The 24,769-nt window shown below is 51.1% G+C and carries 27 protein-coding genes and 1 pseudogene; 26 read left to right on the top strand and 2 right to left on the bottom strand.

Translation table 11 applies throughout. The features are described 5' to 3' along the window. Positions 1-4: 4 nt before the first annotated feature. The 5 genes from rsmG (at position 5) to GS3922_RS15810 (ending at position 4,217) form a co-directional block, all read left to right on the top strand. Positions 5-721, top strand: coding sequence for a 16S rRNA (guanine(527)-N(7))-methyltransferase RsmG (gene rsmG, locus GS3922_RS15790; RefSeq protein WP_063167438.1), 717 nt, complete (start codon positions 5-7; stop codon positions 719-721). Between the two features lie 157 nt (positions 722-878). Beyond that, positions 879-1,724 carry a nucleoid occlusion protein gene (noc, locus tag GS3922_RS15795; RefSeq protein ID WP_063167090.1) on the top strand — a complete coding sequence of 282 codons (846 nt, stop codon included), beginning with the start codon at positions 879-881 and terminating at the stop codon, positions 1,722-1,724. Between the two features lie 124 nt (positions 1,725-1,848). Further along, complete coding sequence (locus GS3922_RS15800) at positions 1,849-2,610, top strand: ParA family protein (protein WP_063167091.1); 762 nt, start codon at positions 1,849-1,851, stop codon at positions 2,608-2,610. Further along, positions 2,603-3,463, top strand: coding sequence for a ParB/RepB/Spo0J family partition protein (locus GS3922_RS15805; protein ID WP_063167092.1), 861 nt, complete (start codon positions 2,603-2,605; stop codon positions 3,461-3,463). Before GS3922_RS15800 ends, GS3922_RS15805 begins: the two co-directional genes overlap by 8 nt. A 52-nt stretch (positions 3,464-3,515) precedes the next feature. Then, positions 3,516-4,217 (top strand): DUF554 domain-containing protein, encoded by a 702-nt coding sequence (locus GS3922_RS15810; protein ID WP_063167093.1) that lies wholly within the window; start codon positions 3,516-3,518, stop codon positions 4,215-4,217. A gap of 79 nt (positions 4,218-4,296) precedes the next feature. On the opposite strand, the gene yyaC is transcribed toward GS3922_RS15810, so the two are convergent. Beyond that, on the bottom strand, positions 4,297-4,920 hold the full coding sequence (gene yyaC / locus GS3922_RS15815; RefSeq protein WP_063167094.1) for a spore protease YyaC: 624 nt from the start codon (positions 4,918-4,920) through the stop codon (positions 4,297-4,299). Positions 4,921-5,099: 179 nt separating this feature from the next. Between yyaC and GS3922_RS15820 the strand changes: the two genes are divergently transcribed. The 21 genes and pseudogenes from GS3922_RS15820 to rlmH all read left to right on the top strand — a co-directional run bounded on the left by GS3922_RS15820 (position 5,100) and on the right by rlmH (position 23,792). Then, entirely contained in the window at positions 5,100-5,996 is an 897-nt protein-coding gene (locus GS3922_RS15820; protein ID WP_063167095.1) for a mechanosensitive ion channel family protein, read from the top strand. A 15-nt stretch (positions 5,997-6,011) separates the two neighbouring features. After that, positions 6,012-6,209, top strand: a complete 198-nt coding sequence (locus tag GS3922_RS15825) for a DUF951 domain-containing protein (protein WP_063167096.1) — start codon at positions 6,012-6,014, stop codon at positions 6,207-6,209. Positions 6,210-6,282: 73 nt separating this feature from the next. Further along, on the top strand, positions 6,283-6,495 hold the full coding sequence (locus GS3922_RS15830; RefSeq protein ID WP_063167097.1) for a hypothetical protein: 213 nt from the start codon (positions 6,283-6,285) through the stop codon (positions 6,493-6,495). Beyond that, positions 6,452-6,895, top strand: a pseudogene (locus tag GS3922_RS15835) (molybdopterin dinucleotide binding domain-containing protein); the annotation flags it as partial. The gene GS3922_RS15830 and the pseudogene GS3922_RS15835, both read left to right, overlap by 44 nt. Before the next feature lie 97 nt (positions 6,896-6,992). Beyond that, positions 6,993-8,093 carry a redox-regulated ATPase YchF gene (gene ychF, locus GS3922_RS15840; RefSeq protein WP_063167099.1) on the top strand — a complete coding sequence of 367 codons (1,101 nt, stop codon included), beginning with the start codon at positions 6,993-6,995 and terminating at the stop codon, positions 8,091-8,093. Between the two features lie 224 nt (positions 8,094-8,317). Next, entirely contained in the window at positions 8,318-8,605 is a 288-nt protein-coding gene (gene rpsF / locus GS3922_RS15845; RefSeq protein WP_063167100.1) for a 30S ribosomal protein S6, read from the top strand. Between the two features lie 29 nt (positions 8,606-8,634). Next, on the top strand, positions 8,635-9,129 hold the full coding sequence (ssb, locus tag GS3922_RS15850; RefSeq protein WP_063167101.1) for a single-stranded DNA-binding protein: 495 nt from the start codon (positions 8,635-8,637) through the stop codon (positions 9,127-9,129). A 281-nt stretch (positions 9,130-9,410) separates the two neighbouring features. Continuing rightward, positions 9,411-9,647 carry a 30S ribosomal protein S18 gene (gene rpsR, locus GS3922_RS15855; protein ID WP_008880812.1) on the top strand — a complete coding sequence of 79 codons (237 nt, stop codon included), beginning with the start codon at positions 9,411-9,413 and terminating at the stop codon, positions 9,645-9,647. Between the two features lie 85 nt (positions 9,648-9,732). Continuing rightward, complete coding sequence (locus GS3922_RS15860; RefSeq protein WP_063167102.1) at positions 9,733-10,659, top strand: YybS family protein; 927 nt, start codon at positions 9,733-9,735, stop codon at positions 10,657-10,659. Between the two features lie 46 nt (positions 10,660-10,705). Next, on the top strand, positions 10,706-12,682 hold the full coding sequence (locus tag GS3922_RS15865) for a DHH family phosphoesterase (RefSeq protein ID WP_063167103.1): 1,977 nt from the start codon (positions 10,706-10,708) through the stop codon (positions 12,680-12,682). Continuing rightward, the gene (rplI, locus tag GS3922_RS15870) at positions 12,679-13,128 is read left to right on the top strand and encodes a 50S ribosomal protein L9 (RefSeq protein ID WP_063167104.1); all 450 of its coding nucleotides are present in this window, start codon (positions 12,679-12,681) and stop codon (positions 13,126-13,128) included. Before GS3922_RS15865 ends, rplI begins: the two co-directional genes overlap by 4 nt. Before the next feature lie 94 nt (positions 13,129-13,222). After that, a complete protein-coding gene (gene dnaB / locus GS3922_RS15875; protein ID WP_063167105.1) occupies positions 13,223-14,587 on the top strand; it encodes a replicative DNA helicase in 1,365 nt (454 codons plus the stop codon). A gap of 160 nt (positions 14,588-14,747) precedes the next feature. Next, entirely contained in the window at positions 14,748-16,034 is a 1,287-nt protein-coding gene (locus tag GS3922_RS15880; protein WP_063167106.1) for an adenylosuccinate synthase, read from the top strand. A gap of 224 nt (positions 16,035-16,258) precedes the next feature. Continuing rightward, on the top strand, positions 16,259-16,969 hold the full coding sequence (gene yycF / locus GS3922_RS15885; protein WP_063167107.1) for a response regulator YycF: 711 nt from the start codon (positions 16,259-16,261) through the stop codon (positions 16,967-16,969). A gap of 6 nt (positions 16,970-16,975) precedes the next feature. Continuing rightward, on the top strand, positions 16,976-18,805 hold the full coding sequence (gene walK / locus GS3922_RS15890; RefSeq protein ID WP_063167108.1) for a cell wall metabolism sensor histidine kinase WalK: 1,830 nt from the start codon (positions 16,976-16,978) through the stop codon (positions 18,803-18,805). Continuing rightward, positions 18,798-20,126 carry a YycH family regulatory protein gene (locus tag GS3922_RS15895; protein ID WP_063167109.1) on the top strand — a complete coding sequence of 443 codons (1,329 nt, stop codon included), beginning with the start codon at positions 18,798-18,800 and terminating at the stop codon, positions 20,124-20,126. Before walK ends, GS3922_RS15895 begins: the two co-directional genes overlap by 8 nt. Then, the gene (locus GS3922_RS15900) at positions 20,113-20,895 is read left to right on the top strand and encodes a two-component system regulatory protein YycI (protein WP_063167110.1); all 783 of its coding nucleotides are present in this window, start codon (positions 20,113-20,115) and stop codon (positions 20,893-20,895) included. Before GS3922_RS15895 ends, GS3922_RS15900 begins: the two co-directional genes overlap by 14 nt. A gap of 6 nt (positions 20,896-20,901) precedes the next feature. Then, complete coding sequence (locus tag GS3922_RS15905) at positions 20,902-21,696, top strand: MBL fold metallo-hydrolase (RefSeq protein WP_063167111.1); 795 nt, start codon at positions 20,902-20,904, stop codon at positions 21,694-21,696. A 101-nt stretch (positions 21,697-21,797) separates the two neighbouring features. Beyond that, a complete protein-coding gene (locus GS3922_RS15910) occupies positions 21,798-23,015 on the top strand; it encodes a S1C family serine protease (RefSeq protein ID WP_063167112.1) in 1,218 nt (405 codons plus the stop codon). A 64-nt stretch (positions 23,016-23,079) separates the two neighbouring features. Further along, positions 23,080-23,229, top strand: a complete 150-nt coding sequence (locus GS3922_RS17445; RefSeq protein WP_082816589.1) for a CxxH/CxxC protein — start codon at positions 23,080-23,082, stop codon at positions 23,227-23,229. A gap of 83 nt (positions 23,230-23,312) precedes the next feature. Next, positions 23,313-23,792 carry a 23S rRNA (pseudouridine(1915)-N(3))-methyltransferase RlmH gene (gene rlmH / locus GS3922_RS15915; RefSeq protein ID WP_063167113.1) on the top strand — a complete coding sequence of 160 codons (480 nt, stop codon included), beginning with the start codon at positions 23,313-23,315 and terminating at the stop codon, positions 23,790-23,792. A gap of 69 nt (positions 23,793-23,861) precedes the next feature. Here the strand turns inward: rlmH and GS3922_RS15920 are convergent, their stop codons facing one another. Then, positions 23,862-24,623: a glycosyltransferase family 8 protein gene (locus GS3922_RS15920; protein WP_143424862.1), complete on the bottom strand. Its 762-nt coding sequence runs from the start codon at positions 24,621-24,623 to the stop codon at positions 23,862-23,864. Positions 24,624-24,769: the final 146 nt, after the last annotated feature.

Here is a 24,769-nt window from a genome sequence, read left to right on the forward strand (position 1 = left end):
GCTTATGGAGGCGACACAATTTCAAGCCTTGCTTGAAGAGAGGGGAATTTCCCTCTCTTCCCAGGCGCTTGCGCAGTTTGAGCGCTATTATGAATTGCTCGTCGAATGGAACGAGAAGATGAATTTGACCGCCATTACGGACAAGCCCGGCGTGTATGTGAAACATTTTTTTGATTCCGTTTCTCCGGCCTTTTATTACGACTTTTCCGAGCCGTTCTCGCTTTGCGACGTTGGCGCTGGGGCAGGATTCCCAAGCATTCCGCTGAAAATTTGTTTTCCGCACTTGCGCGTTTCGATCGTTGACTCGCTGCAAAAACGCATCCGCTTTCTGCAGCATCTTGCCGAAGAACTGGGGCTTACGGATATCGCCTTTTATCACGATCGCGCGGAGACGTTTGCCCGCGAAAAGGGGATGCGTGAATCGTTCGACGTCGTTACGGCCAGGGCGGTGGCGCGCATGCCGGTGCTTGCTGAACTTTGCCTTCCGCTTGTGAAAGTCGGCGGTACATTCATCGCGATGAAAGCTGCTTCGGCACCTGAAGAGTTGAAAGAAGGGAAAAAAGCGATCGCCGTGCTCGGCGGGGAAGTGGCGGCGGCGAAAACGTTCACGTTGCCGTTTGAGGAGGGCGAACGGACGGTTATTTTCGTCCATAAAACGAAAAAGACGCCGTCCCAATACCCGCGCAAACCGGGGACGCCAAACAAACAACCGATTCAGTAACGTTTTGCGGGCGCGGTGGGAGAGGCAGAGGGAAAAGGGGCTGTGCGGCTCCCGCCCTGCGTCCCGTGCTGAGGAAAACGAAGATGGCCATAAGCAGCGGCGCCTGCCGGGCGAAACAGAGAACTTGGCCAAGTATGTCCAAAGGTGGTGTAGGGGGATGAAGCATCCGTTTTCACGCTTGTTCAGCTTTGGAGAAAAAGAGCAAGAAGAGGCGGGGGAAAAGCAAGAGAGGGAGGAAGTTCGCCACATTCCGGTTGCCAGCATTATCCCGAACCGTTTTCAGCCGCGCACGGTGTTTGATGAAGAGAAAATTGCCGAGCTGGCGTTGACAATTCGGACGCACGGCATCATTCAACCGATCGTCGTCCGCGAATGCGGAAACGGACAATTTGAAATCATCGCCGGCGAGCGAAGATGGAGGGCGGTGCAAAAGCTTGGCTGGACGGAAATCCCCGCTATTATTAAAAACTTAAACGATAAAGAAACCGCCTCCGTCGCCCTCATTGAAAACTTGCAGCGTGAGGAACTGACGCCAATCGAAGAGGCGATGGCGTATGCGAGATTGATCGAGCTCCATGATTTAACGCAAGAAGCGCTCGCCCAGCGCCTCGGCAAAGGGCAGTCGACCATCGCCAACAAGCTGCGCCTGCTCAAGCTTCCGCAAGAAGTGCAGGAGGCGCTCCTGCAGCGGATGATCACTGAACGCCATGCGCGCGCGCTGATCGTGTTGAAAGATAAAGAGAAACAGCTGAAACTGCTGCAAGAAATCATCGATAAACAATTAAACGTCAAACAGACGGAAGACCGGGTGCTAAAGATGCTCGAGGCAGGCGAACGAAAGCCGAAGCCGAAGCGAAAGGCGTTCAGCCGCGATATGCGCATCGCCGTCAATACGATCCGCCAATCGCTTTCCATGGTGGAAAATAGCGGGGTGTCGGTCCATTCCGAAGAAGAAGAGTTTGACGATTATTATCAAATTACAATCCGCATCGCCAAAAAATAACGAAGTTACCTTTTGCCTCATCAAGCGCGGCTGATGGGGTTTTTTCTTTCAGAAAACAAAGTCATTTTTCTTCTTTTCATGATAAAATAGAATTTATGAGTAAGAGGTAGAGGTAGGTGGCACCGTGGGCAAAGTCATTGCTATTGCGAACCAGAAAGGCGGAGTCGGAAAAACGACGACAGCCGTCAACTTGTCGGCTTGTTTGGCGCATCTCGGAAAAAAAGTGCTGCTTGTTGACGCTGATCCGCAAGGAAATGCAACGAGCGGAATCGGCATTGAAAAGGGCGATGTTGACGAATGCATTTACAACGTCATTATTGGCGATATGAAAGCAAAAGATGTCATCCGCCCGACGAACATTGAAAACTTATACGTGATTCCGGCGACGATTCAGCTTGCAGGTGCAGAAATTGAGCTCGTTTCGGTCATCTCCCGCGAAATCCGGCTCAAAAACGCGCTCGAGCCGCTCAAAGCGGTCTATGATTTTATCATTATTGACTGTCCTCCTTCGCTAGGGCTGCTGACGTTAAACGCGTTGACGGCGGCGGATGCTGTCTTGATTCCTGTCCAGTGCGAATATTATGCGCTTGAAGGGCTCAGCCAGCTGCTGAATACGATCCGACTCGTGCAGCGGCACCTCAATTACGATTTGCGCCTTGAAGGCGTCTTGTTGACCATGCTCGATGCACGGACGAATTTAGGTTTGCAAGTGATTCAGGAAGTCAAAAAGTACTTCCGCGAAAAGGTGTACGAAACGATCATCCCGAGAAACGTGCGGCTGAGTGAGGCGCCAAGCCACGGCAAGCCGATTATTTTGTACGATGTCAAATCGCGGGGAGCGGAAGTGTATTTGGAACTGGCGAAGGAGGTGCTTGAACGTGGCTAAAGGTCTCGGCAAAGGCATCAATGCGCTGTTTAACAATCTCGCGCTCAACGGGAAAGAGGAAACGGTGTTCGAAGTAAGCATTTCTGATCTCCATCCGAACCCATATCAGCCGCGGAAAACGTTTCAGCCCGAGGCGATTGAGGAGCTGAAACAATCCATTTTGCAGCACGGCATCCTGCAACCGCTCATCGTCCGCCGTTCGCCGAAGGGGTTTGAAATCGTCGTTGGCGAGCGCCGCTACCGGGCGGCGAAGGAGGCGAATTTGCCGTCGGTTCCCGTTGTCGTGCGTGAGTTAACGGACGAGCAAATGATGGAGTTTGCCCTGTTGGAAAATTTGCAGCGTGAGGATTTAAATCCGATCGAGGAAGCGATGGCGTATAAAATGCTGATGGACAGGCTGCACTTGACTCAAGAGGAAATCGCCAGCCGCGTCGGGAAGAGCCGCCCGCACATTGCCAACCATTTGCGCCTATTGTCGCTTCCTCCGGAAGTACAAAAGCTGCTCGTTGACGGCAAGCTGTCGATGGGACACGGTCGAGCGCTCTTAGGGCTAAAGCAAAAAGGAAAAATGAAGTTCATCGTCGAGCGAACGGTTCGCGACGGGCTGAACGTCCGTCAGCTCGAAAAACTGGTCCAGCAAATGAACGAAAATGTTTCACGTGAAACATCGAAACGGAAACCGCCGGAAAAAAGCGTGTTTCTCCGGGAAAGTGAGTCGCTGTTGCGCGAAAAATTCGGCACGAACGTTACGATTAAACAGACGAAGAAAAAAGGGAAAATCGAAATCGAATTTTTTTCCCCGGAAGACTTAGAGAGAATATTGGAACTGCTCGACGTGCAGTTCGATGAGTAGAGCGGCCCCTTAATAAAGGCCGATCTATTTTTGCTAGAGGGGATTGAACAGCATGGTATTGCTAGGAACGATTGTCAACGGGATAAGCATTGTTGTCGGGGCTTTGATCGGGATATGGTTTCACCGAATTCCCGAACGGGTAAAAGAGACGGTAATGGGAGGCATCGGGCTGGCGGTAGCGCTTCTTGGCATTCAGATGGGAATGAAAAGCGAGCAGTTTCTCGTCGTCATTTTCAGTCTCGTTTTCGGCGGCATTCTCGGGGAGATTTGGAACTGGGAAGAAAAGCTGAACCGGCTCGGCCAATGGCTCGAGAAAAAAGTTGGCGGCAACGGGGAAGGAAGCATTGCGAAAGGGTTTGTCAGCGCGACGTTGTTATTTGTCATCGGTGCGATGGCGATTGTCGGGGCGCTCGACAGCGGGTTGCGCGGCGATCATAGCGTCTTGTATACGAAATCGATTTTGGACGGCTTTGCGAGCGTCATTTTGACGACGACGCTTGGCATCGGCGTCATGTTCTCTGCGCTGCCCGTGGTCATATACGAAGGCGGCATCGCTTTATTGGCGACGCAAATCGAGCGGTTTGTGCCAAAGGAAGTGTTAGATTCGTTCATCGCTGAATCGACAGCGACCGGGGGAATTTTAATTATAGCCATCGGACTGAACATGCTCGGTTTGACGAACATTCGTGTGGCCAATTTGCTTCCGAGCATTCTTGTAACGGCGGCAGCTGTTTTCCTTCTTTCGCTCGCTTAGCCGTTGCGGCTGCCTCCTTTCAGGCGAGGAGAAAAGAAATCCCCTTCTTGAATAGCCTGTCAAGAGGGGGATGGGCCGCCTACCATAATGAATGGCGGTCTTTTGGAAGCGGATGGGCGGCGAGCCGCTCCTTTCGGATGAGATGCCGCTCCGCCTCATAAATGCCGTTGGCGATCGTTTTGGCCATATTCATGACGAGATGAAGGCGCGTATTTTGCAGGACGAAAAATTCCATAAATCCGCTCACATTCACTACTCCGGTAATATGGGCGTCGCCGACGGGAAGAAGCTGCTTATTCACCCCGGCTCCGGGGCGAACCGGCCCTTTGGCGACGGTGATGGCGCCGACGCTTTTCAGCCGCCCGAGGCAAGCATCGACCGCGATCATAAACGGATCGCGATGAATGAGCTGAATGGCTCCTACTTTTTCTTCTAGGTTGACGGCGTGGATCGGTTCCTCAAGCGTTCCGTATACGTGAAAGCGGGTCAATGGCTTCTCTTTCAGCATCGTGCCGACAAGCGGTCCGAGTGAATCGCCGGTCGAACGATCTGTGCCGATGCAGACGATGGCGACCGGCTGGACGAGCGGATCCGGAAGCAGCGAGGCGATCCGCCAGGCGATCGAGGACGCCGCCCCTTGTTCATCGTAAAAAACGCGATCTCTTTCCTCTTTGGAAGAGAAAAATATCGACGGTATGCTCATTCGCTTCACTCCTACTTTCGATTCAAAAGTATTAACAGTATACGGAAAATGAAAGAATGATATACATGTTGACGTTTGTTTTTCTTTTTCGTCCGGTGCATGACTACAAATCAACGGTCTGTCTTGTTAAAATAAAAAGCGCAGACTGAAAAAAGGTAGAGGTGTCGCCAGCGTTGAGTATGATTGAAAGAACAGTTAGTCGGTTGTTTGAGTTTTTGACGGATGAGGAGCTGTGGATTCGGATCGGAACAGGGGCGCTCAAGATTGTGCTTATCCTACTCATATGCGCCATAGCGGTGAAAGTGTTGAAAATGGCCGTCCATAATGCGTTTAAAGTGCGCCAAAGGGCGCCGATCCGCATTTCGGAACGCCGGGAGATGACGTTAGCGCGGCTGCTCGACAACGTCATTACGTACGTACTATATTTTATTGCGCTATTGATGATTTTAGATACGTTTGGTGTTCCCGTTAAAGCGCTGCTGGCCGGGGCTGGGGTCGTCGGTTTGGCCGTTGGCTTCGGGGCGCAAAGCTTAGTGAAAGACATCATCACCGGGTTTTTCATCATTTTTGAAGATCAGTTTGCGGTCGGCGATTATGTTCGCATCGGTAATTTTGAAGGGTACGTAGAAGAGATCGGGCTGCGGGTGACGAAAATCAAAAGTTGGACTGGAGAAGTGCACATTTTGCCAAATGGCAGCATCACGCAAGTGACGAACTATTCGCTTCACAACAGCTTGGCAGTTGTGGACGTCAGCATCGCCTACGAAGAGGATATTGAAGCGGCGGAGCAGGCGATTCGCGAGCTCCTGCCGCAGCTGCCGGCAAAATATGAAGATATGGTCGCGCCGCCGGAACTGCTCGGCGTGCAAAATGTGACCGGTCCGGAAGTCGTGCTTCGCATTACGTGTGAAACGAAACCGATGCGCCATATCGGTGTAGGAAGGGCCATTCGCAAAGAGGTGAAGATGCTTTTAGACGAGCGGGGGATCGAGATTGCGTATCCACGACTCGTGCTGCACCGCCGCGATGGAGAGGAACAGTCGGCGGCGAAGCCGCAAAGAGAACAATCGTTGTAACATGGGGGTGAGCGGATGGAGGAGAAAGAATTTGGTTTATACGATATCGTCGAAATGAAAAAACCGCATCCGTGCGGGACGAACCGCTGGAAGGTGATCCGTTTAGGCGCCGATATCCGCATTAAATGTGAAGGGTGCGCCCATAGCGTTCTTTTGCCGCGCAAAGAGTTTATCCGCAAAATGAAAAAAGTGCTGGTCAAGCATGGGGAATAAAGAAAGTGAGCCACCACAGCATGGGCAGTTGTCCCATGCTCTTTTGTTTAAGAAGAGGGGAAGAGGGGAAACAATGGAAACAACACATGTGACGTCGTGCCCGCTCAATTGCTGGGACGTATGCGGGCTGAAAGTGACGGTGAAGGACGGAAACGTTGTGCGCATTGACGGCGATGAACAACACCCGATCACGAAAGGGAACATTTGCGGGCGCGGGCGGATGTTGAAAGAGCGGGTGAATACAAAAAGGGAAAGATGGCCGGCTGACCATCATGTATCCGGCTGAATCAAAAGAGTCAAATCCGTCATTGGCCGCAAAATATCCGTACCGGCTGTTGACGATCCACCCGCTCCGGTCGAACCATTCGCAGCACTATCCGCTCATTCCGGCGCTGCAGACGGTGCGCATCGAAGTCGCGGCCGATGTGGCTGCCGACAAAGGGCTCACTGATGGCGACAAAGCGCGCGTCTACAACGACCGCAGCTCGCTCATCGGCACAGTCAAAGTGCTAGATGGCGCCTATCCGGGAACAATCAATATTCACGAAGGACAATGGGGGGCGTTTGGCGGGCCGGTTAACGTGCTTACGTCGGATTTGGAGTCGGACAACGGCTGCGGCAGCGCGCTTTATGACTGTTTGGTCAACATTGAAAAAACCGTGCCGGAAGCAAAGCAAACGGTTTAAAACCGCTTTTTTGTGATGGGCCGGCGGTACGCTTGTCATTTTTCGCGCCAGCCCATATAATGAGGGAAGATGTGAACGGGAAAGAGGAGTGGAACGAATGGGATTGACAGCAGGAATCGTCGGCTTGCCGAACGTCGGCAAATCGACGTTGTTTAACGCGATTACAAAGGCAGGAGCTGAATCAGCCAACTATCCGTTTTGCACGATCGAACCGAACGTCGGTGTCGTCGAAGTGCCTGATGAGCGGTTGACCGTATTGACGGAAATGTTCCAGCCGAAGCGGACCGTGCCGACCGTCTTTGAATTTACCGATATTGCCGGCATCGTCAAAGGCGCGAGCAAAGGGGAAGGACTCGGCAACAAGTTTTTGTCGCACATCCGTCAAGTGGACGCGATTTGCCAAGTCGTCCGCTGTTTTAACGATGAAAACATTACCCATGTTGCCGGCAAAGTCGATCCGCTCGCCGATATTGAAACGATCAATTTGGAACTTATTTTTGCCGATTTAGAGACAGTTGACAAACGAATCGAGCGGGTCGGCAAAATCGCCAAGCAAAAAGATAAAGAGGCCGCGTTTGAACACGACATTTTGCTGCGGTTGAAAGAGACGCTTGAAGCTGGCAGGCCGGCGCGCACGATCGAATTTGCCGCTGAAGAAATGAAGGTTGTCAAACAGCTGCACTTGCTGACGACAAAGCCGATGCTTTACGTCGCCAATGTCGGGGAAGAGGATGTTGTGGATCCAAACAGCAACCCGTTCGTCGTTGCCGTGCGTGAGTTTGCGAAGAACGACAACGCCGAGGTCATCGTTGTCTGCGCTAAAATTGAAGAGGAAATTGCGGAATTCAGCGACGAAGAAAAACAACAGTTTTTGCAAGAGCTCGGCATTGAGCAGTCTGGACTTGACCAGCTCATCCGCGCCGCTTACAGCTTGCTCGGGCTGGCGACGTTTTTCACCGCCGGCGAGCAGGAAGTGCGGGCATGGACATTCCGAAAAGGAATGAAAGCGCCGCAGTGCGCCGGCATTATTCATTCCGACTTTGAGCGTGGATTCATTCGCGCTGAAACCGTTTCGTACGCCGACTTAGTTGCCGCCGGATCGATGGCTGCGGCGCGCGAAGCCGGCAAGGTGCGCCTCGAAGGAAAAGACTACGAAGTGCAAGACGGCGATATTATGCACTTCCGGTTTAACGTGTAACATAACGGTATGTCCGGGGAAAAGATAACATTTGCCGAAGCAACCATTCTCCCGTTCGTGCGCTGTTTTCAGCAGTGGTGCTGGAAGATGTTTGCGCGGACAGAATGCGAGACACTCCCTTGCTTATCGCTGTTAGTCATGGTATAATCAACGAATGTGAGTAATGGTTATTGCTCCTTGCCCTTCAGCGGAAGGGCCGTTTAGACCAAAAGGAGGTGACGAGCGTGAGAAAATACGAAATTATGTACATCATCCGCCCGAACATGGACGATGAAGCGAGACAAGCTGTCATCGAACGGTTCAACAACGTGTTGAAAGAAAACGGCGCGGAGATTACGAATGTGACGGATTGGGGCAAGCGCCGCTTAGCCTATGAAATTGAAAAATACCGCGACGGTTATTACATGATTCTCAACGTCATGGCAGAACCGCAAGCCGTGCAAGAATTCGACCGCTTAGCGCGCATTAGCGAAGATATCATCCGTCATATCGTCCTGAAAGAAGAAGAATAATTTTTTGGACATGTTAAGAGGTGGTTCTGATGATTAACCGTGTCATCTTAGTCGGCAGGTTAACGAAAGATCCGGAGTTGCGCTACACTCCAAGCGGAGTGGCTGTTGCCACGTTTACGCTCGCGGTCAACCGCCCGTTCACGAACCAGCAGGGCGAGCGGGAAGCCGATTTTATCCAATGCGTCGTTTGGCGTCGCCAGGCGGAAAACGTCGCCAACTTCTTGAAAAAAGGAAGCTTGGCCGGGGTGGACGGCCGGCTGCAAACCCGCAGCTATGAAAACCAAGAAGGCCGGCGCGTGTATGTGACGGAAGTGGTGGCTGATAACGTCCAATTTCTTGAGCCAAAAGGAAGCAACGAGCAACGAGGGGCAGCAGCGGGCGGCTACTATGGGGATCCATTCCCATTCGGACAAGATCAGAACCACCGATATCCGAATGAAAAAGGGTTTGGCCGCATCGATGAAGATCCTTTCGCCAATGACGGCCAGCCGATCGATATTTCTGACGATGATTTGCCGTTTTAACGTCATTTTCGAAACAAGTCTCCTGCTTCAAGGAATGTGCAGGCCGATCGCCTAATGAGCAGGCGGAAGACGGATGCCGGCTGACAATCGCCGACGAATCGGACCGTTGATGGTTCGAACGGACACCGTCGGAACGAAGGGAAGCGGAAAGGATTTCTTGTGTGTGGCGTACTGTTCGGCGAACACGCACAAGTCGCTTGAAGACCCTGCCTCTAAGCGAAGCGTAGGTGGTGGGGAGTTCACTTGATAACAAAACAGAGGCAGAAGGGAGGAAATTGGTAATGGCAGGACGGAAAGGCGGACGCGGCAAACGCCGTAAAGTATGTTATTTCACGGCGAATAACATCACGCATATCGACTACAAAGACGTCGATTTGCTGAAAAAATTCATTTCCGAACGCGGCAAAATTTTACCGCGCCGCGTGACGGGAACGAGCGCGAAATATCAGCGCAAATTAACGGTCGCGATCAAACGCGCGCGCCAAATGGCACTCTTGCCGTACGTTGCGGACGAGTGAGCCGAAAAAAAGCAGTAAGGGGGACCTTACTGCTTTTTTCTATTTATGTTATGCTGGTTAAACTAGTTAGAAAGGGGAACGTTCATTGCGAAAGACGCATGCTCTCACCGAAGCAGCGATTGAACTTGCACTGTTTGCCGTTTTGTTTTTGCTCGCGTTATATGTGCCATTCATTGGTTTCGTCGCTGCCTTGTTTTTAGCGCTTCCGTTTATGGTGTTTACCATGCGCCACGGACTCGCTCCCGCCTGGCTGCTGCTTGCGGCAGCGCTTGTCGTTTCCGGCCTAGTCGGCTCGCTTTTGTCGCTGCCGATGGCGCTCATGTTCGGAACCGTTGGCATAGCGGTCGGTGCGATGCTGGCGAAAAAGAAAAACCGTTATCTTATTTTGCTCGTTGGCGCGCTCGTATTTTTAGCCAACATTGTGCTTGACTACATCATCTCGATTCAGTTTCTGCAAGTGGATATGATTCAAGATACGCTCGCGCTAGTGCGCGAATCGTTTGATACGGCCATGCGCGTGATGGAAGGAATGGGCCAAGCGCCACCAGCGGAGATGAAAAAACAGTTTGAGCAAGCCATTGTCTTGATCGGCTACATGATTCCGACTTTGTTTGTCGTCGCTTCGTTTGCGCTGGCGTACGTGACGATCATCGTCTCGCTGCCTGTCATGAAACGGCTGAAGCTCCCGGTCGGCACGTGGCCGCCGTTTCGTGAGCTCTCCTTGCCCAAAAGCGTATTATGGATCTACGTCCTTGTGCTCGTTCTTTCCCTACTCCCGCTTGAAGAGGGGACATTTCCGTACATTGCCGTCTTGAACGTCTCTTATGTGTTGCAGCTGGCCATGATTGTCCAAGGGTTTTCGTTTTTGTACTACGCCGCTCACAAAAAAGGCGTAGGGAAAGGCGTTGTTGTGACGGGGACGGTTATTTGCTTATTCCTGCCTTTTCTACTTTATCTTGTGGCGATATTCGGTATAATTGATTTAGGATTTGATTTGCGCCGCCGCATATAATAATTGGATAAGGTGAGCCATTTCTTCAGTGTAGGAGCTGACTTGAATGTTCCATTTTTATGAAAGGAAAGCGTACCGCTATCCGTCCTATGCGTTAGCCGCTCTGGCGGTGCTCATGGCTGTTGGCTTGTTTTATTTTCAATGGTTGCTTGGGCTCGTCGGTCTTCTCGGCGTCGGGTTTTTGCTTTACTACGTTATTTGGTCGCAACGCTCTTTACACAAGGAGCTCGAACAATATATTTCCAACCTGTCGCACCGAGTAAAAAAAGTCGGCGAGGAAGCGCTGATGCGGATGCCGATCGGCATTATGCTCATCGATGAGGAAGGCGAAATCGAATGGTCGAACCGATTTTTAGCGGCTTACTTTAACGAACAGACGTTAGTGGGCCGCCCGCTCGCTGAACTTTCCGAGCCGTTGGCTGCCTTTGTCAAAAAAGGCAAAACGGACGAAAAAATCATTGAACTGAATGGAAAACAGCTGAAAGTGATCGTCCGCCGCTCTGAACGGCTCCTTTACTTTTTCGATGTCACCGAACATATGGAGATGAGACGGCGGTATGAGGCGGAGCGGCTAGTATTGGCGATCATCTTTCTCGACAATTACGATGAGATTACCCAAGGGATGGATGACCAGGCGAAAAGCCAAATGAACAGCCTAGTCACGTCTATATTAAATCGTTGGGCAAATGATTACGGCATCTTTTTAAAACGAACGTCATCCGACCGATTTATTGCCGTATTAAACGAGCATATACTGACCCAATTGGAAAAAAGCAAGTTTTCGATTTTGGATGAAGTGCGCGAGCAGACGGCAAAACAGCAGGTTCAGCTCACATTAAGCATCGGCATCGGCGCCGGCGTGTCCTCGCTTCCAGAACTTGGGACGCTCGCCCAGTCGAGCTTAGACCTAGCGTTAGGGCGCGGCGGCGACCAAGTGGCGATTAAGCAAGGAAACGGAAAAGTCAAGTTTTACGGGGGCAAAACGAACCCGATGGAAAAACGGACGCGCGTCCGTGCCCGCGTCATTTCCCACGCGCTTCGCGAACTGATCGCCGAGAGCGATAAAGTGCTCATCATGGGGCACAAATATCCGGATATGGACGCGCTCGGCGCCGCCATTGGCATTTTAAAAGTCGTTCAATCGAACCAAAAGGAAGGATTTCTTGTCATTGATGCTGCGAAAACGGATGCTGGGGTGCAGCGGCTGCTTGAGGAAATGAAAAAACAGGCTGAGTTATGGGCAAGGTGCGTGAAGCCGGAACAGGCGCTTGAGCTCGTGACGGAAGATACGCTCCTGATCGTCGTTGATACACATCGGCCGTCGCTTGTCATTGAAGAGCGGCTGTTGTACCGCACCGACCATGTCGTTGTCATCGACCACCATCGCCGCGGCGAAGAATTTATCGAGGCGCCGATTCTCGTCTATATGGAGCCGTACGCCTCGTCGACGTCTGAGCTCGTTACGGAGTTGTTGGAGTATCAGCCGAAACGGGTGAAACTGTCGATGCTTGAAGCGACAGCGCTGCTCGCCGGCATTGTCGTCGATACGAAAAGCTTCACGCTCCGCACCGGTTCACGGACGTTCGATGCGGCGTCGTATTTGCGCGCCCAAGGGGCGGATACGGTGCTTGTGCAAAAGCTGCTGCGGGAAAGCGTAGCCAATTACGTCAAACGGGCGAAGCTGATTGAGCGGGCAGCGATCGACGAGCATGGCATCGCCATCGCCAAGGGGGGCGAGAACGAGGTGCACGATCAAGTGTTGATCGCGCAAACCGCCGATACGCTTCTGACGCTGAGCGGCGTCGCCGCCTCTTTCGTCATTTCCAAGCGGGCAGATGGGACGGTCGGCATCAGCGCCCGCTCGCTCGGCGATGTCAATGTGCAAGTGATTATGGAGCGGCTTGGCGGAGGCGGGCACTTAACGAATGCCGCCGCTCAGCTTTCCGGGGTGACGGTCGGAGAGGCAGAGCGGCAGCTGCGTGAAGCCATTCTTGATTATTTTGAGGGGGGTAAGCCAGCATGAAAGTCATCTTTTTAAAAGATGTAAAAGGGAAAGGAAAAAAAGGGGAAATCAAAAACGTCGCCGACGGTTATGCGAACAACTTTTTGTTTAAACAAGGGCTGGCCATTGAAGCGACGCCGGCGAATGTAAAAGCGCTTGAAGCGCAAAAACAAAAGGAACAGCGTCAAGCGGCAGAAGAGCTGGCGAATGCCAAAAAGTTAAAAGAGCAGCTTGAAAAGCTGACGGTGGAAATTGCGGCGAAGGCAGGCGAGGGAGGCCGTTTGTTCGGCTCGATCACGAGCAAGCAAATCGCCGAAGCGCTGCAAGCGCAGCACGGCCTGAAGCTCGACAAGCGGAAAATAGAGCTTGCCGATGCCATTCGTGCGCTCGGATATACAAACGTGCCGGTGAAGCTTCATCCGGAAGTGACAGCAACGTTAAAAGTGCACGTGACGGAACAAAAATAACGGTGACGGTTCACTCCCGGATGCGAAGATGCCCCCGCCCGCTGCGGCGGGGCTTCCTTGCTTATCGGCGAATAGGGGAAAAGGTGGTGAAACGATGAGCGAACTTTTTTCTGAACGAATTCCTCCGCAGAGCATTGAAGCCGAGCAGGCTGTGCTTGGCGCCGTGTTTTTAGATCCCACTGCGTTAACGCTCGCTTCGGAAATGTTGATTCCGGAAGATTTTTACCGCGCGGCCCATCAAAAAATTTTCCACGCCATGCTTCGCGTCGCCGACAAAGGCGAGCCGGTCGATTTAGTTACAGTGACGGCGGAACTTGCCGCTTCCGAACAGCTTGAAGAAATCGGCGGCGTCTCATACTTAAGCGAGCTCGCCGACGCCGTGCCGACAGCGGCCAACGTTGAATATTACGCCCGCATCGTGGAAGAAAAATCGGTGCTTCGCCGCCTCATCCGCACGGCGACATCGATCGCTCAAGATGGCTATACAAGAGAAGACGAGATCGACCTTCTCCTTGATGAAGCAGAACGAAAAATTATGGAGGTTTCCCAGCGAAAACATTCGGGCGCCTTTAAAAATATTAAAGACATTCTCGTTCAAACGTACGACAACATTGAGATGCTTCACAACCGGAGCGGGGAAATTACCGGCATCCCGACCGGGTTTACTGAGCTTGACCGGATGACATCCGGCTTTCAGCGGAGCGATTTGATCATCGTCGCCGCCCGGCCATCGGTCGGGAAAACGGCGTTCGCCTTAAACATCGCGCAAAACGTGGCGACGAAAACAAACGAAAATGTCGCCATTTTCAGTTTAGAAATGAGCGCTCAACAGCTTGTGATGCGGATGCTTTGCGCGGAGGGCAACATCAATGCGCAAAACTTGCGCACCGGCAAACTGACGCCGGAAGATTGGGGCAAGCTGACGATGGCGATGGGAAGCTTATCGAACGCTGGCATTTACATTGACGATACGCCGAGCATCCGCGTCAGTGATATTCGCGCCAAATGCCGCCGGCTGAAACAAGAAAGCGGCCTTGGCATGATTGTCATTGACTATTTGCAGCTCATCCAAGGAAGCGGCCGCAGCAAAGAAAACCGCCAGCAGGAAGTGTCGGAAATTTCCCGTTCGTTAAAGGCGCTCGCCCGCGAGCTTGAGGTGCCAGTCATCGCCTTGTCACAGCTGTCGCGCAGCGTCGAGCAGCGCCAAGACAAGCGGCCGATGATGTCCGACATTCGCGAATCCGGAAGCATTGAGCAAGATGCGGATATCGTCGCCTTTTTATACCGCGACGATTACTATAACAAAGATTCCGAGAACAAAAACATTATCGAGATCATCATCGCTAAACAGCGCAACGGTCCGGTTGGAACCGTGCAGCTCGCTTTTATCAAGGAGTATAATAAATTTGTCAACTTAGAGCGCCGCTTCGATGAGGCGCACATTCCGCCGGGAGCATAAAACAGCGCGGTGCCGACGGCGGGCGCATCTTTTCATTGTCTCGGTAAATAAACGAATAAAAGGACTTATAATCGTTTTTAATGTTCGTGTTTCATTGACTTTATGCTTGAAAACTGTTACACTTACAATGTTTAGACCGAGGAAACTGGAGGTGCTCGCCATGTCGTCAGTTGTTGTTGTCGGCACACAATGGGGCGATGAAGGGAAAGGAAAAATTACTGACTTCTTATCGGAAAATGCGGAAGTGATTGCCCGATACCAAGGAGGAAACAATGCTGGACACACGATCGTGTTTAACGGGGAAAAGTATAAGCTGCACTTAATCCCGTCGGGCATTTTTTATAAAGACAAAATTTGTGTCATCGGCAACGGAATGGTGGTCGACCCGAAAGCGCTCGTCGCTGAACTTTCGTATTTGCATGAGCGCGGCGTTTCGACCGACAACTTGCGCATCAGCAACCGCGCCCACGTCATTTTGCCGTACCATTTAAAACTGGACGGGCTGGAAGAAGAGCGGAAAGGCGCGAACAAAATCGGCACGACGAAAAAAGGGATCGGGCCGGCATACATGGACAAAGCGGCGCGCATCGGCATCCGCATCGTCGATTTGCTCGACCGTGATGTGTTTGCGGAAAAGCTGGCCCGCAATTTGGAAGAGAAAAACATGCTGTTTGAAAAGGTGTACGGAGTTGAAGGCTTCCGACTGGAAGACATTTTCGAAGAATACTACGAGTACGGCCAACAAATCGCTAAGTACGTTTGCGACACCTCGGTCGTATTGAACAATGCGCTCGACGAAGGACGCCGCGTCTTGTTTGAAGGGGCGCAAGGCGTCATGCTCGATATCGACCAAGGGACATATCCGTTTGTCACGTCGTCGAACCCGGTGGCTGGCGGGGTGACGATCGGCGCCGGCGTCGGCCCGACGAAAATCAAGCATGTCGTCGGAGTGGCGAAAGCGTACACGACGCGCGTCGGCGACGGACCATTCCCGACTGAGCTGCACAATGAAATCGGCGACCGCATCCGCGAGGTCGGCCGCGAATATGGGACAACAACTGGCCGCCCGCGCCGCGTCGGCTGGTTTGACAGCGTCGTCGTCCGCCATGCTCGCCGGGTGAGCGGCATTACCGACTTGTCGCTCAACTCGATTGACGTGTTAACCGGTATTGAAACGTTGAAAATTTGCGTTGCCTACCGCTACCGCGGCGAAGTGATCGAGGAATTTCCGGCCAGCTTAAAAGTATTGGCTGAATGCGAGCCGATTTATGAAGAACTGCCGGGTTGGACGGAAGACATCACCGGTGTGAAAAGCCTAGACGAACTGCCGGCCAACGCCCGCCATTACGTCGAGCGCATTTCCCAGCTCACCGGCATTCCGCTCTCGATTTTCTCCGTCGGCCCGGATCGCTCGCAAACGAACGTTGTCCGCAGCGTCTACGCGTAAGCGGCCGGCAGCGGATAGGAAACAGGCATAGATGCGTGTGCGTCTATGCCTGTTTCATCGTTTTCGCGCGGGAGAATGATGCTTTCGAAGCTGCCAACCTTTAAGAGGCGGGAGATCGTCCAACCGCCCCTCAAAATGGCAATCAGCAAAGAGTGATTTCATCGTCGTAACATGGTAAATTAGTAATGATAGCATTCCATCGCCGAAGGAAGGATGTGAGCCAGATGGAAAAACGCATTTTAGTCGTTGATGATGAGAAACCGATTGCGGATATTTTGCAATTTAACTTGCAAAAAGAAGGATACGAAGTCATTTGCGCTTACGACGGTGAAGAAGCGCTTCAAAAAGTTGAAGAAACGATGCCGGATTTAATTTTGCTTGATATTATGCTTCCGTTAAAAGACGGGATGGAAGTATGCCGCGAAGTGCGAAAAAAATATGATATGCCGATCATTATGCTGACGGCGAAAGATTCAGAGATTGATAAAGTGCTTGGGCTGGAGCTGGGGGCGGACGATTACGTGACAAAGCCATTCAGCACGCGCGAGTTGTTGGCGCGGGTGAAAGCGAACTTGCGCCGCCATGCGCAAACGGCCTCCCAAGAGGAGGATAACGAAACGAATGAAATCGTCATCGGTCCGCTTGTGATCCGACCGGACGCCTACGTCGTGCAAAAGCGCGGAGAAACGATCGAATTGACTCACCGCGAATTTGAACTGCTCCATTACTTGGCGAAACATATTGGCCAGGTGATGACGCGCGAACACTTGCTGCAAACGGTCTGGGGTTACGACTATTACGGCGATGTGCGCACGGTCGATGTGACGGTAAGGCGGCTGCGCGAAAAAATTGAGGACAACCCTTCCCATCCGTCATGGATCGTTACTCGGCGGGGAGTCGGCTACTACTTGCGCAACCCAGAACAGGAGTCATGAACCGAGATGAAAAAAGTAGGCCCATTTCGTTCGATCCACTTTAAGTTTGTCATCATTTATGTATTGTTGATTCTCATCGCCATGCAAATTATCGGCGTCTACTTCGTCCGCAAGTTGGAAACGGAACTTGTGCAAAACTTCAAAAGCTCATTGAACGAACGGGTGACGCTGCTTGCTTATAACGTGGAGCAGGCAATGAATCGGGAGCGGGATGAGAAAAGCCCGATATTGGAGGAAGACATCCGTTCGCTTCTTCATGATTTCGTTTCCCAAGATATTTCAGAAGTGCGCGCCATCGATGAGAAAGGAAAAGTATTGGCGACATCCAACCCGTACATGCAAAACATCGTCGGAAAGCGAACGACGGAGATTTATGTGAAACGTTCGCTCGTCACGGGGGAAATTGTCGATCGGATGCTGCTCGATTCGAAGACAGGCTATCGCATGTACATTTCCTCAACGCCGATCAAAACGAGCGGGGAAGTCAAAGGTGTCATTTACGTCATCGCCTCAATGGAAAACGTCTTTTCACAAATGCGGCAAATTAATATGATTTTGGCGACCGGGACGGGGATCGCCCTCGCCATTACCGCCGTGCTCGGCATTTTTTTGTCGCGCACGATCACCCGGCCCATTTCCGATATGCGCCGGCAAGCGCTGGCGATGACGAGAGGCGATTTTTCCCGCAAGGTGAAGGTGTATGGCTATGATGAAATTGGCCAATTAGCGATGACGTTTAACAACTTGACGAAAAAGCTGCAAGAAGCGCAGGCGACGACCGAAGGGGAGCGGCGCAAACTTGAGTCGGTGCTGACACATATGACTGATGGAGTGATCGCGACCGACCGCCGCGGCCGCGTGATTTTGATTAATGACGCAGCGATCAACATTTTGAATGTTTCACGTGAAACAGTGCTGTCGAGTTCGATTGTCGATGTGCTTGGCATCGCTGATCAATATACGTTTGAAACGCTGCTCGAGGAGCGCGATTCGCTCATTTTGGATTTCAGCACGGATGAGGAATTGTATATTTTGCGCGCATCGTTGTCCGTCATTCAAAAAGAGGGCGGATTTGTCAACGGGTTGATCGTCGTTTTGCACGACATTACCGAGCAAGAAAAAATCGACCGCGAGCGGCGGCAGTTCGTCGCCAATGTGTCGCATGAATTGCGCACGCCGCTGACGACGATGAAAAGTTATTTAGAAGCGTTAGCGGATGGCGCCTGGCAAGACAAGGAGATCGCACCAAGGTTCATTCAAGTCGTGCAAAACGAAACCGAACGAATGATTCGGCTCGTCAATGACTTGCTTCATCTGTCGAAGCTCGACAGCAAAGACTATAAACTGAAAAAAACGTGGATCAACTTCTCAGCTTATTTTCATAACATTATTGATCGGTTTGAGCTGACGAAAAGCGACAATATCCGGTTTGTCCGCAAAATTCCGCGCGAGGCGATTTTCATCGAAGTGGATGAAGATAAAATTACGCAAGTGTTGGACAACATTATCTCCAACGCATTAAAATACTCTCCTCACGGCGGGACGATTACGTTCCGCGTGCGCGAGCTGGCAGATGAGATCATCGTCAGCGTTAGCGACGAAGGAGTCGGCATTCCGAAAGCCGATTTGGCTAAAGTTTTCGAGCGCTTTTACCGGGTCGATAAGGCGCGGTCGCGCAAATTGGGCGGCACCGGCCTCGGACTGGCCATTGCCAAAGAAGTTGTGCTCGCCCACGGCGGGACGATTTGGGCGGAAAGTAAAGAACATAAAGGGACGACGATTTACTTTACGTTGCCGTTAGACCGAGAACAAAAGGATGACTGGTACGATGTATGAGGCGATCAAAACAGTCGTGTTGACAGTGCTCGTGCTGATCAGCATTACGTTAACGTTCGTTTTATGGACATACCACCCGAAATATGACGTGCTGCAAAACGACGAGTACATTCAGCACGTTTCCGTGAGCAACACGCAAGTGGATACGGCGATGGTTGTGCAGCCGAAGCAGATGCTCATCCATAAAAATGGTGTCCACTATGCCGTAACGAAGGAAGAAGAGAAAAATGAAGTGCTGAAAGAAATGAAAAAGTGGACGCTCGACGACTTCGAAAACATTTCGTCTTCTGTCCCGTCGGGGAAATTTTTGACATTTTTAAATGGCAAGGAGCGCCTGGAAATTATTTATCCAGACGAAATACCCATTGACATATACCGGTTAATTTTCACTGTCGAAGATAAAGGATTGGACGATTTGTCATTCGACCGTATTCTCGTCCCACTTGAAGGAGACGATGAGTTTCTAGTGTATTTTATGGCAACGGACAAGCAAAACATTTATAAAGCAACCGCCAGTGACGCTTCGCTGGCGGCAATCAGACGGCTGGCGAAAGAAGCTAACCATTTTCCCCGTTATTTTGCTTATCCGGTCAGCGAAACGAAACAGCTTTACTTGCCGGAAAGCGAAGTGGCGCTCAGCAGCTTGCAATACTATACCGATGAATTAGATGTCGATAAATTTAAAGAGGCGCTGTTTAGCGATCCGAGCTTTGTCAAAAAAGATTTGATCCCATTTGGTGAAGAGTATACGGACGGTTCACGGCTGATGGGCGTTGATTTTCTCCAACGCACGCTGTTGTATGTCAATCCGGCAGCACGCGCTTCGAACATTAGTCAAACGAATCCGGAAACCCATCTCATTCAAAAAAGCATCGATTTTGTCAACGAACATGGCGGCTGGACCGATCTGTACCATTTTGCCCGCTGGAGTGAAGAAGACCGGAAAGTCATTTTCCGCCTGGTTGTGAACGGCTATCCGGTTTTCAACGAATATGGCATGTCAGAAATCGTGGAAACATGGGGAGCAAGCGATTTAATGAAATACCAGCGCCCGCTGTTCCGTCTTGAAATTGCTGACCGCAACCGCACCCCGAAAACGTTGCCGTCCGGACGCGATATTGTCAAGCAGCTCGAAAAAATGAAAGGCTTCCGTAAAGCGCTCGTGAAAGATATCGCCATCGGCTATGAGCTCGTCAAAGATCCGGAACGGGAAAAGGTGATCCGTCTGGAACCGGCTTGGTTTTATTTGTACGGGCAAACGTGGAAAAAGGTGAACGTTGGCGAAGAGAGCAGAGGAGGGGGAACCAATGGACTGGAATAAAACGAAGACGATTTTTATTATTGTGTTCCTCGTCCTTGATTGCTTTTTAGTCTATCAGTTTATGGAAAAGCGAAACAGCAGCCAGCTTGACGTCATTTTAGAAACGACGATTGAAGAACAGCTCGAGGCGAACGGCATTACGTATGTCGAACTGCCGAAAGAGGTGACGAAAGCGGCGTATGTGAGCGGCAAAAGCCGATCGTTTACCGCCGCCGATACGAAACAGCTCTCTGGACAAAGAGTAGAAATTAAAGGGGAAACGAAGTTGAAAGGGACGTTCACCCATCCGGTCGCCTTAAACGTCGAGGATCCATATCAACTGCGCGAGTTTTTACAGCGTCACATCTTAAACGGAGAACAGTACGCCTTCTGGTCGTTTGATAAACAGGAAGGAACAGTGACTTGCTACCAAGTGTACGATGGGAAAATGATTTACGGCAATGAAAACAGCAAGCTCGTCATCCACGTTAATGAGCAGAAGGAGGCCCTTTCCTACGAACAGACGATGCTCGATGACTTGGAAAAGTACGAACGGAAACAAGATATCGTTCCGGCCATTAAGGCGATTGAGACGCTTTATCGAAAGGGGCATTTGCAGCCGGGGGATCGCGTTACTAAGGTTGAACTTGGCTACTACGGGCTTGTCCAATTTACCGCCTCGCAAGTGCTGACGCCGACATGGCATATCGTTGTCAACCGGAAGGAAGACTATTTTGTTAATGCGTTTGAAGGGCAAGTCATTAATGAGCAAGGAAATGTGCTGGAGTGAAAACAGATGACCATGCGATTTAGTGTACTGGCAAGCGGCAGTACTGGCAACGCCTTTTATATCGAAACGGATCGCCAGCGCCTGCTTGTCGATGCCGGTTTAAGCGGCAAACAGCTGGAGCAGTTATTCGCGGAAATCGGCCGTCATCCGAAGCAGCTTGACGCGCTGCTTGTGACCCATGAACATAGCGACCATATTAAAGGACTTGGTGTCCTTGCCCGCAAGTACCGTCTGCCGATTTATGCGAATGAAAAAACGTGGCGGGCCATGGAGCAGGCTGTCGGCGACATCCCGACCGAGCAAAAGTTTGTCTTTCCGCTCGGCGCGGTGAGAACGTTCGGCGATGTCGACGTTGAATCATTCGGCGTTTCTCACGATGCAGCCGAACCGATGTTTTATGTCTTTCACTCCGGAGGGAAAAAGCTCGCCTTGTTGACCGATACCGGCTATGTGAGCGAGCGGATGAAAAAGACGATTGAAAACGCCGACGTATTTGTGTTGGAGAGCAATCATGATGTCGGGATGTTGCGAATGGGGAGGTACCCGTGGAACGTCAAGCGCCGCATTTTAAGCGATGTCGGCCATATTTCCAATGAAGAAGCGGGTCTGGCGCTCGCTGATGTGATTGGCGAACGGACGAGACAAATTTATTTGGCCCATTTAAGCCAAGATAACAATATGAAGGAGCTGGCGCGCATGACCGTGGCGCAAACGCTCGAGCAAAGGGGGCTCGCGGTCGGTGTCCGCTTTCGTTTGTACGATACCGATCCGCGCCAGGCGACAGCATTGGCGTATGTATGATGACCATTTTGTCTAAACTGAGGAACACGCATTTGTTGGATTTTTTCTCCTGTTCATGATTATAATGAGGAGTGGAGACGAATGAGGAAGGGATGGTGAGCATGGGATATTACGATGACCATTATGAATCGTACGGGCAGACGAGACGAAAACGGCGCAGCGGTTCGTTCGTTTCTGCGCTTGTCGGTGCTGTATTGGGGGGACTGCTCGTCCTTATGTCCATCCCGGCGCTTTCTCGTTGGGACGTCCTCCCGTACGATGTCGTGCCGCCACAGGGCGGAGAAGAAGAACGGGAAGAGGAAAACGGAGTCCCCTCCATCCGGCAAAGTGTTTCGGTTGATGTGACGACAGCGGTGACGAAAGCGATCGATCAAGTGTCCGATGCGGTCGTCGGCGTCGTCAATATTCAAGCAGCGGGCTTCTGGTCGCAAGGCGGCGAACCTGGGGTCGGATCGGGCGTCATTTACAAGAAAGTGGGCGGACGGGCGTTTGTCGTCACGAACCATCACGTCATCGAAAACGCCAGCCAGCTGGAAGTGAGTTTACAAGATGGAACGAGAGTGCCGGCGAAGCTGCTCGGCAGCGATGTGCTTATGGATTTAGCCGTGTTGGAAATTGATGCGAAACATGTGAAAAAAGTCGCCCCATTCGGCAACTCCGATACGGTGAAGCCGGGCGAACCGGTCATCGCCATCGGCAATCCGCTCGGTTTGCAGTTCGCCGGATCGGTGACACAAGGCATTATTTCCGGGACGAACCGGACGGTGGAAGTCGACTTGGATCAAGACGGCGCACCGGACTGGAACGCGGAAGTACTGCAGACAGATGCGGCGATCAACCCGGGCAACAGCGGCGGCGCCCTCGTGAACATCAAAGGGCAAGTGATCGGCATCAATTCGATGAAAATCGCCCAAGAAGCAGTCGAAGGGATCGGGTTTGCCATCCCGATCAATGCAGCGATCCCGATTATTTCTGACCTAGAGAAATACGGACAAGTGCGCCGTCCGTACATGGGCGTGGAGCTCCGCTCGCTCAGCGACATCCCATCGTATCATTGGCAGGCGACGCTTCATTTGCCGCCGAACGTGACGGAAGGAGTAGCGGTCATCCAGGTGGTCCCGATGTCGCCGGCTGCGCAAGCAGGCTTGCAGCAGTTTGACGTCATTGTAGCGCTTGACGGCGAAAAAGTCCGTAACGTGCTTGATTTGCGCAAGTATTTGTACACAAAAAAATCGATCGGTGATCGAATGGAAGTAACGTTTTATCGCGACGGGGAGAAACGAACCGTTACGCTGAAATTAGCGCGCGAGTCGTATTAAACAAACACAAATGGAGGGAGCGGAAACGCTCCTTCTTTTTTCCACAAGGAAAGGGGCGGGAAAGATGATATTCACATGTGAAGAACATATTGATATCGCCATTGACGAATATGTGGATGAAACCGAACAGGCGCCCGACATTGCACCTATGGATAACAATGAAAAACAGTGCAGTTTTTGTGAAAAAAAGGCTGTATATGTAGTAGGAAACTAATATTTTTGCACAACATGTGGATATATATTGTGCATATGTGGATAAATCTTGTTGATAAGTTGTTTATAAGGTAGGGATCGCTTGTGCATATCTCCATTATAGCTGTAGGTAAGTTGAAGGAAAAATATTTGATCGCTGGGGTGAACGAGTATACAAAGCGTCTATCCGCATACGCCAAAATAGAGATCATTGAAGTCGCGGACGAAAAAACGCCAGAGCGGGCCAGCGAACCTGAGGAAGAGCAAATAAAAGAGCGCGAGGGCGAGCGGCTGCTGGCGAAAATTTCGCCCGATGCCCATGTCATCGCGCTCGCCATTGAAGGGAAAATGAAATCGTCCGAGCAATTTGCCGCCCGCCTTGATGAGCTCGCCACTTACGGAAAAAGCAAGGTGGCTTTTGTCATCGGCGGCTCGCTCGGCTTAAGCAAACAAGTGATGGCGCGCGCCGATGAAACGTTGTCGTTTTCGAAAATGACGTTTCCGCACCAGCTGATACGTCTCGTTTTGCTCGAGCAAATTTATCGCGCGTTTCGCATTAACCGGGGGGAACCGTATCACAAGTGATCTTCTCCCCTTTTACTTTGCTGTACAGTCAATACATTTTTTACGTCGCCAACCAACGGTTTGTTTCCGCTATGTCCACTCCACCTTTTTCCTGTATTTCAAATATTGTTTTGCGAGTGGATGATGGGCGTTCCACGGTTTTTTTGGGCCGGTGAAATGGATGATGGCCGGCTTCATGCGCAAGCGCAATTTAACATGGCCTGTTGTATAATTCCATTTTGGATGTAAAAGCCGCCATTTGTCATATAAAACAGCGTTTAACGCGTCTTGGTCCGGATGGATGAGCTTTTCCGGGTATGTCCGGATAAATTCGAACACTTTGGCGGATATGTTGTGTTCCCGCCATTTTTCTACGTTGATTAACAAAACGCCGGAGTTGAAATAACGAGAATCGTCGGGGATCAATAAATCCTTTTTTCTTCTTTGGGCGTCGACGCTTTCAACAGCGGCGACGAAGTAGTCATCGATGTCTGTCTCCCATAGTTCGCAAATATCTTCTTTGACAATGAGGTCGCAGTCAAGATAAAGCGCTTTTTTCACTTTCGAACCGAGCAAGTCTGGAATCGCAATGCGGTAGTACATTTCTTTTGTAATATAATGTGTTTCTTTTAGCCTAGAAAAAGCCGGATCGGTAACAGGCAAAAAAATCGGCTGTTGGTGATGTTTTTTTAATACGTTTTCTAAGTTCCATTTATTTTGTTCCGATAACGTTTCGTGCAATACATAAACAGTGACACGATGTTCGGACGTTTTATTGGCAAACAACGACTTTAACATCACTCCAAGAGGCAAGGCGTATGCGTCGTTAGTCGCTGTAACAAGATGGATCAAATGGGCCTCTCACCACCTTATTGAACTATTCCTCTTCTTTCATCCTAATATACTATGAACAACGGCCGATTTATGTTTGGACGGACAGGAATGGGATTGCATTTAACGCTCGCCAAAAAATAAGCACTGGAAACGAGCGATGCACG

This window comes from Geobacillus subterraneus (assembly GCF_001618685.1).
In the GTDB taxonomy this organism is placed as follows: Bacteria; Bacillota; Bacilli; order Bacillales; family Anoxybacillaceae; genus Geobacillus; species Geobacillus subterraneus.